Genomic DNA, 7593 nt, shown 5'->3' with positions numbered 1-7593 from the left:
CTCGCCGGCCTTCATCAAGCCGCCCCAAGGTGGCGAAGGCCCGGCCCGCCCTGGCCAGAACCTTTCCTACGAATCCGTCTTGCGCACCCAGAAGCCGGGGCGGCTGCAGGTGCAGCTCCCCAATGGCCGCAGCTTCCGCCTGGGCGGGGATGCGGTGCTGCGGCTTGGTCGCCAGCGTCTCGATCTGCAGCGCGGCCAAATCATTGCCTGGGTTAATCCGGGCGCCAAGGGCGGCGCGCCGCTCACGATCCAGACCCGGGCTGCCACGGCCTCGATCGTCGGTACTACGGTTTTTATCGAGGCAAGTGACACCGGCCTGAAGATCTTCAGTTGGGAGGGCGAGGTGGCCTGCACCACCACGGACGGCCAGCGCAAGACCCTGCGGAGCGGTGAGCAGCTGGCCTACGAGAACGGCACCTGGGCCAAAACCCGCCTGACAACTCAGGAAGCCGCCGCACGGCGTCAGAAGAGCATCCTGCTCAATGGCTTCGCTGCCCCAATGGAAACCCTGCCGGTGCTGGAGAGGGAGCTCGGCATCAGCACGCCGGTGTCTACCCGGTGAGGCGACCGCCCTTGTGGGGTCTGGCCCTGTTCGCCGGGCTGCTGCTGGTTCAGCCGGTTCTGCGACCCTCGCCTCCTGGCCAGCTGCTGGTGGCCCTTGATGCGTTTTTGCAGGCGCAACTTTTTCGCCTGCGGGGGGTGCGCCTTGATCCTGGGGCACCGGTTGTTGTGGCTATCGATGCCGACTCCATCAACCTTGATCGCCTATTCAGCCCGGAGGAGCGTCAGGCTTCGCCCCTGTGGCGAACTATGGGGCAGTGGCCCTGGCCGCGGGCGCTGCAGGCTGAGCTGGCGGCCACCGTGCTGGAGCGGGGTGCTCGCCGGGTGGTGTTCAACCTGGTGTTAGCCCAGCCCAGTCGTTTCGGCCAGGCCGATGACGCAGCTTTTCAGCGCCGTCTGGCTCCCTGGAGGGCTCAGCTTGTCTTGGCTGCCTCATCCGCAGGCAGCAGTCAGCAAGACCTGGAGCAGGTGCAGTTGCAAACGCCCCTGTACGCCGGCATAGCGGTGGGACTGACCAACCTGCTGCAGAGCCCCCAGGGCATTACTGATGCCATCCCAGGCAGTGACTGGATTGCAGCCCATCTGGCTGGCTTCCAACCTCCCCTGCCCCAAGCGCTTGCCTGGGCCGCCAGCGCTCAGGCCCCTCCCACGTCCGTGCGGGGAATCAACTTTCCCGGGCCGGCCGGCACTCTGCCCATCGTGCCGGCCTGGCAGCTGCTGGAGCAGCCAGCTGCGTTCTGGCGTGGCCGCACCGTGGTGATCGGCGCCACGGCTGCTGAGCTGGGCGGTCAGCTTGAGACGCCGTTCGGTCCCCAGAGCGGCACGGAGGTGCAGGCGGCTGCCCTGGCTAGTGCGATGGCCGGCACTTCGATTCAGTTTCTCCCCGATCTCGGCCAGCTGGCGTTGTTGTTGAGCTGGGCTGCGCTGGTGGCCTGGAGCTTGACGCGGGTGGTCACGGCACGGCAGGCCACGGTGCTCAGCTTGGGTTGGCTGACCGCTGCGGCCCTGTTGGCGGCCCTGGTTTGGTGGACTGCCTTTCTCTGGCTGCCCCTGTCAAGTCTGTTGTTGCTGCCGGGTCTCGCAGGGGGATGGCGCAGCGCTGCCCTGGGCTGGCGCGAGACTCGAGAGCGCCAGGTTTTGCATCAGCTGCTCAGCAAACGGATTTCGCCTGCCCTGCTCCAGGACATATTGCGGGAGCCCGGTCCCGTTTGGACGCAGCTGGGCGGCAAGCGCGCTCGCTGTGTAGTGATGTTCACCGATCTGGTCGGATTTACACCCCTCAGTGCCCGGCTTGAGGCGGTGGATTTGTTTGCCCTGCTTAACCGTTATTTCGATGGCTTAGCCCAGGCGGTGGTTGCTGAGCAGGGATTGCTCGACAAGTTCATTGGCGATTCGTTGATGGCGGAGTTTGGCTTGCCCCGCAGCCGAGGGGAGGCGGCGGAGGCTCTAGCGGCGGTGCGGGCTGCCCAGGCGATGCAGCTCAGTTTGGAGCGGCTCAACCAGGAGCTGGAGCTTGCGGGCCAGCCGCCCCTTCGTCATGGCATCGGCATTCATGTGGGTGAGGTGGTAGCCGGCAATCTGGGCTCCTCCCAGCGCATGGAGTACACCGTGATTGGCTCTGCAGTAAACATCGCCAGCCGGCTTGAGGGTCTTACCCGCCAGTTTCCGGACCACAGCATTTTGATCAGCGCTGAGCTGCGCCAGCTGCTGCCTCCGGAGCTGGTTGTGGTGCCTTTAGGTAGCCATAACGTCAAGGGATGGCAGGTGCCGCTGGAGGTGTATGGATTGGCGTAAATACCAGGTCTAATTCAGTTGTTGAGTGAAACTTAATAGGCAAATTAAATAATTCAGTGTGGGTTCAGCTAGAGAAGCGATCCCATCGAAATGCCTGCTGCCAACTGCTCTGCGTCGGGGCAGATGCGCAGATTTGGTTTGCCACCAATTCGGCGGTGATCGCGGCCAGCAGCACGCCGTTGCGGTGGTGCCCCGCAGCTAGCCACAGGCCGGGGATGGGGCTGGTTCCCAGCAGGGGAGCTTCGTCTGGGGTGTGGGGCCGAAAACCCCACCAGCGCTCCATCGGCGGCCAGGCGCTCGCCTCCGGCAGCAGGCTGGCCAGCCCCTCCTGCAGCTGGCGCTGGCCTGCGGGGGTGAGCCCTTCGCTGAAGCCCGCCTCGGCTTCGCTGGTGGCTCCCACCACCAGCAGACCGTCTTGCCTCGGCACCAGGTAGGTGCCGGGCCCAAAAATCACTCGCTGCAGGGCCTGCCGCGGCCCCTGCAACGACAGCATCTGGCCTTTCACCGGAGCGATCGGCAGCTGGGGCAGTAGCTGGGCGCTCCAGGCACCGCAGGCCAGCACCGCCCGCTCGGCAGCGAGATGGTGCTCCTCCCCTTCGGCGCTGCGTAGACGCACCCCGCTGAGGGCGCCGGCCGGGTCGCAGACCAGCTCCAGCACCTGGCTGCCCTCCTGAAAGGTCACCCCCAGTTCCACGCAGGCCCGCTCCAGGGCGCGCATCAGCCGGCGGCGGTTGTCGATCTGGCCGTCCTGTTCAAACAGCAGGCCCGCCTGCCAGCGCTCGCCGATGCCGGCAATCTCTTGCTCCAGGCCGCGGCGATCGAGCCGTTGGCCGAAGGCGGCGGTGGGATAGGCATCCCGCTCCGCCGAGGTGGCGAAGGGCACCACGATGCCGCAGGGCCGCAGACCGCAGCTCAGGCCGCTATCGGCTTCGATCTGGGCTACCCAGGAGGGGATGAGCTGCAGGCTGGCCTGCCCCAGGCCGAGCAGGTCGCCGCTGAGCCCCTCGGCGTGGGGCGCCAACATGCCGGCGGCTACAAATCCGGCGGCTTCGCTGCGGCGCCGGCTCAGCACCCGTACCAGCTCGCCGCGGCGGGCGAGCTGGTGGGCCATGGCCAGGCCCATCAGGCCGCCCCCCAGCACTGTGATGGCTGGCCCCTTGGCTGCAGTCATGGCTGGGCCAGCGCCGCTGGCTCCAGCCCCAGCACCGTGGCCCCGCAGGAGCGCAGGGCCGCGTCAGCGGTGAGTAGCAGCAGTGGTTCCTGGCGGCTTTGCACGAGCAGCAGCTGGTCGAAGAGGTCGCTGGGGGCGGCGCTGCTATCCAGCTCGGCCAGGGCCAGCAGGTGCTCATTGCGTAGGGGCAGCCAGTGGAAGTGTTGACGGGTCACCTCCTGCTCCAGGCGGGCCAGGTCGAGCTGCACCCGGCCTTGGCGTTGCTTGAGGGCCAGTTCCCAGAGGCTCACCTGGCTCACGAACACCTCTGCTCCCGGCGCCTGTACGGCGGCGATGGCCCAGGCCGGCAGACGCGGGTCGTCGGCCAGCCACCAGAGCAGCACCTGGGTGTCGAGCAGCAGGCGTTTCATTGCAGCGGTGCGTCGAAGTTGGCGGCGATGGCAATGGCGTGGCGCATGGCGCCCGGCGCGTGGGCGGCGCTGGGGGTGGGAATCCAGGCGCTGAGGCGGGCTACCGGCTTGCCTGCTCTGGCGATCCATATCTCCTCGCCTTGCTCCACCTGAAGCAGCAGGCGGGAGAGCTGGGTTTTGGCCTCATGCACATTCACAAGTTGGGGCCGGTTGCTTGGTGCTGGCTCAGGGGGGAATGGCGGGTAGGCCATGGCTGCAAAAACCTCTGGACTTAGTTTTAGCTTAGCTAAACAGCGCAAATCACTATCCGCCCCGGAGCCCCCTCGCCCCCGTGAGGCCGGCGTCCAGTACCTCCCCATAGGATCGGCTCAGGCATCGATACAGGCCATGACAGGCGCGGCAGTAGCACCAGCATCACCAGTCCCATCCCAGCAGCTCCCTTGGGAGGCGGTGATTGGCTTGGAGACCCATGTGCAGCTGGGCACCGCCAGCAAGATTTTCACCAGCGCCTCCACCGCCTTCGGCGACGCCCCCAACACCCACATCGACCCGGTGGTGTGTGGCCTGCCCGGCACCTTGCCAGTGCTTAATCAAAAGGTGCTCGAGTATGCAGTAAAAGCAGCCCTTGCCCTCAACCTGCATATTGCTGCGCACAGCAAGTTTGATCGCAAACAATATTTTTATCCCGATCTGCCCAAGAATTATCAAATCTCCCAATTCGATGAGCCAATCGCTGAAGATGGTTGGATTGAAGTTGAGGTGGCCGAAAAAGGTAAAGAAACCTATTTGAAGCGCATCGGTATAGAGCGGCTTCACATGGAAGAAGACGCCGGCAAATTGGTACACGCCGGTAGTGATCGCCTAGACGGCTCTACCCACTCCCTGGTGGACTACAACCGCGCCGGAGTAGCTCTGGCTGAGATTGTTAGCAAGCCGGATTTGCGCACCGGCCGCGAGGCGGCGGAATACGCCTCGGAGATTCGCCGGATCATGCGTTATCTGGGCGTGAGTGATGGCAACATGCAGGAGGGTTCCTTGCGCTGCGATGTAAATATATCCGTGCGGCGCGGCCCTGATGCCCCCTTCGGCACCAAGGTGGAAATTAAGAATATGAATTCCTTCTCGGCTATCCAGAAGGCGATTGATTACGAGATTCAGCGCCAGATCAAGGCCTACGAAACCGGCGAGCCGGTGCGGCAGGAAACCCGCCTTTGGGATGAATCCAAACAGCTCACTAAGAGCATGCGCGGTAAAGAGGGCGCCAGCGACTACCGCTACTTCCCCGATCCCGACCTTGGACCCATCGAGGTGAGTGACGCCCAGCGGGAGGGCTGGCGCGCCGAGCTGCCCGAGTTGCCTGCTGCTAAGCGGCACCGCTACGCCGACCAGCTGGGTCTGTCGATCTACGACGCCCGAGTGCTTACCGATGAGCGCTCGATGGCTGAATATTTCGAGGCCGCGGTGGCCGCCGGCGCTGACGCTAAGGGCATCGCCAACTGGGTCACCGGCGACATTGCCGCCTATGTAAATGCCAACAGGCTGGCTATTGCCGAGTTGCCCCTTAAGCCCGAGCAGCTAGCTGAGCTGGTGCAGCTGATTGAGGGCGGAATTATTAGCGGCAAGATCGCTAAAGAGATTCTGCCCGAGTTGCTTGAGCAGGGCGGTTCCGCCAAGGCGATCGTGGCGGAGCGCGGCCTGGGCATGATCAGCGACCCCGCTGCTATTACGGCGATTGTGGAGGAGTTGCTGGCTGCCCACCCCGAGGAGGTGGAAGCCTTCCGCGGCGGTAAAACCAAGTTGCAGGGCTTCTTTGTGGGTCAGCTGATGAAAAAAACTGGTGGCAAGGCCGACCCCAAACTGGCCAACCAGATTCTGATTCAGAAGCTCAACGGCTGAGCACCTGCTCCACTTCGGTGGCTAACTGCTCGGGTTCGCCCCGGTTGTTAAGCACCACATCTGCCAGCTGGCGCTTGCGCGCCAGCGGCCACTGGGCAGCTATCCGGGCGCGGGCATCGGCCTCGCCCAGGCCATCTCGGGCCATCAATCGCTGCAGCTGCTGCGACTCGTCGCAGTCCACCAGCCACACCTCGCTGCAGAGGGTCTCCAGGCCCGCCTCAAATAGCAGCGGCACCACCAGCACCACTACCGGCTCCGCCGCCAGCTCCTGCAGCTGGGCTTTAAAGCACGCCCGCACAACTGGATGCAGCAGCTGCTCCAGCCAGCGGCGCTCGGCGCCATCGCCAAACACGATCCGCCCCAGGGCGGCGCGATCGATCTCTCCGCCGGGCGCCCGGACCCCAGCCCCGTAGCGCCCCAGCACCGCGCCGGCCCCAGTGCTGCCCGGCGCTAGGGCTTCTCGTGCGTACACATCCGCATCCAGCAGCGGCAGACCCCGCGCCGCCAGCAGCCGGCCCACGCTGCTCTTGCCGCTGGCGATGCCACCGGTGAGGCCGATGCGGCGTGCAGCAACCATGGCTTGAGAAGGGGCGTGGCGCTATTCCATGCTCAGGTTCGCAGCAGCTGCAGCCCGTGACCCACCCCTGGCACCCGATCCCCGGCGGCATCACCGCTCCCCGTGGCTTCCAAGCCGCTGGTGTCACCGCGGGTCTGAAGGCTTCCGGCAAGCCCGACCTCTCCCTGCTGCTGGCGCCCGAGGGCGCCGTGTGCGCTGGCACCTTCACAACCTCGGTGGTGCGGGCCGCCTGCGTGGACCTCTGCGCCGAGCGCCTGGCGGCCTCCGGCGGTCACGCCCGGGCGGTGCTCACCAATTCCGGCCAGGCCAATGCCTGCACCGGCGACCGGGGCCTGATCGACAGCCTGCGGGCCACCCAGGCCGTCGCCGATCGGTTGGGTCTGGCGCCTGAAGAGGTGCTGATCTGCTCCACCGGTGTGATCGGCGTGCCGATTCCGATGGGCACCTTGCTGGCGGGTCTTGATCCCTTGGTGGCGGCCCTCAGTACCGAGAGTGGGGCCGCGGCAGCTACTGCCATCCTCACCACCGATCTGGTGGCTAAGCAGATCGCTCTGGAGGCGGATCTGGGCGGCCGCAACGTGCGCATCGGCGGCATGGCCAAGGGCTCGGGAATGATTCACCCAAATATGGCCACGATGCTGGGCTATCTCAGCTGCGACGCGGGCGTACCCGCCGAGGTGTGGCAGGCGATGGTGCGGCGGGCGGTGGATCGTTCTTTTAATTCGATCACGGTGGACGGCGACACCAGCACCAATGACACGTTCCTGGCCTTTGCAGCCGGGGAGCCCCTAAGCCATGAGCACTACGAAGCGCTGGAAGCCGGCCTGACGGCGGTGTCGCAACACCTGGCCAAGGCGATTGCCCGCGATGGCGAGGGCGCCACCTGCCTGATTGAGGTGCAGGCGCAGGGAGCCGCCGATGACGCCGGCGCTCGTGCGATTGCCCGCACCGTGTGCGGCTCGTCGCTGGTGAAGTGCGCCGTGCATGGCCGCGATCCCAACTGGGGCCGGATCGTGGCCGCCGCCGGCCGGGCCGGCGTGCCCTTTGCTGCTGATCTGGTGGCCCTGTGGCTGGGCGAGCACCAGCTGATGGCCGCTGGCCAGCCCCTGGCTTTCGATCGCGCCGCCGCCAGCACCTATCTGCAGAGCGACACGGTGATTATTCGCCTGGTGGTGGGCGATGGC

At 65.6% G+C, this 7593-nt stretch carries 8 protein-coding genes; 4 read left to right on the top strand and 4 right to left on the bottom strand.

Annotation, left to right across the window (positions count from 1 at the left end):
• Nucleotides 1-562: FecR family protein (locus tag KBY72_RS13445; protein WP_254993791.1), on the top strand; the 562-nt coding region annotated here is incomplete at its 5' end.
• Entirely contained in the window at nt 559-2355 is a 1797-nt protein-coding gene (locus KBY72_RS13440) for an adenylate/guanylate cyclase domain-containing protein (RefSeq protein WP_254993790.1), read from the top strand. The genes KBY72_RS13445 and KBY72_RS13440, both read left to right, overlap by 4 nt.
• Before the next feature lie 64 nt (nt 2356-2419).
• On the opposite strand, the gene KBY72_RS13435 is transcribed toward KBY72_RS13440, so the two are convergent.
• The 3 genes from KBY72_RS13435 to KBY72_RS13425 are packed head-to-tail and all read right to left on the bottom strand — an operon-like array spanning nt 2420 to nt 4187.
• On the bottom strand, nt 2420-3526 hold the full coding sequence (locus KBY72_RS13435) for an NAD(P)/FAD-dependent oxidoreductase (protein ID WP_254932389.1): 1107 nt from the start codon (nt 3524-3526) through the stop codon (nt 2420-2422).
• On the bottom strand, nt 3523-3936 hold the full coding sequence (locus tag KBY72_RS13430; protein ID WP_254932388.1) for a type II toxin-antitoxin system VapC family toxin: 414 nt from the start codon (nt 3934-3936) through the stop codon (nt 3523-3525). The genes KBY72_RS13435 and KBY72_RS13430 overlap by 4 nt, the downstream gene beginning before the upstream one ends.
• Nucleotides 3933-4187: a type II toxin-antitoxin system Phd/YefM family antitoxin gene (locus KBY72_RS13425; protein WP_254932387.1), complete on the bottom strand. Its 255-nt coding sequence runs from the start codon at nt 4185-4187 to the stop codon at nt 3933-3935. The genes KBY72_RS13430 and KBY72_RS13425 overlap by 4 nt, the downstream gene beginning before the upstream one ends.
• Before the next feature lie 136 nt (nt 4188-4323).
• Between KBY72_RS13425 and gatB the strand changes: the two genes are divergently transcribed.
• Nucleotides 4324-5832 (top strand): Asp-tRNA(Asn)/Glu-tRNA(Gln) amidotransferase subunit GatB, encoded by a 1509-nt coding sequence (gene gatB, locus KBY72_RS13420; protein WP_254932386.1) that lies wholly within the window; start codon nt 4324-4326, stop codon nt 5830-5832.
• On the opposite strand, the gene coaE is transcribed toward gatB, so the two are convergent.
• Complete coding sequence (coaE, locus tag KBY72_RS13415) at nt 5822-6409, bottom strand: dephospho-CoA kinase (protein ID WP_254993789.1); 588 nt, start codon at nt 6407-6409, stop codon at nt 5822-5824. The genes gatB and coaE overlap by 11 nt on opposite strands.
• Nucleotides 6410-6465: 56 nt before the next feature.
• Between coaE and argJ the strand changes: the two genes are divergently transcribed.
• Nucleotides 6466-7593: bifunctional glutamate N-acetyltransferase/amino-acid acetyltransferase ArgJ (gene argJ, locus KBY72_RS13410; protein ID WP_254993788.1), on the top strand; the 1128-nt coding region annotated here is incomplete at its 3' end.

The organism is Cyanobium sp. BA5m-21 (assembly GCF_024346235.1).
Lineage (GTDB): Bacteria > Cyanobacteriota > Cyanobacteriia > PCC-6307 > Cyanobiaceae > Cyanobium_A > Cyanobium_A usitatum.
This window is presented reverse-complemented; position numbering and strand designations above follow the sequence as displayed.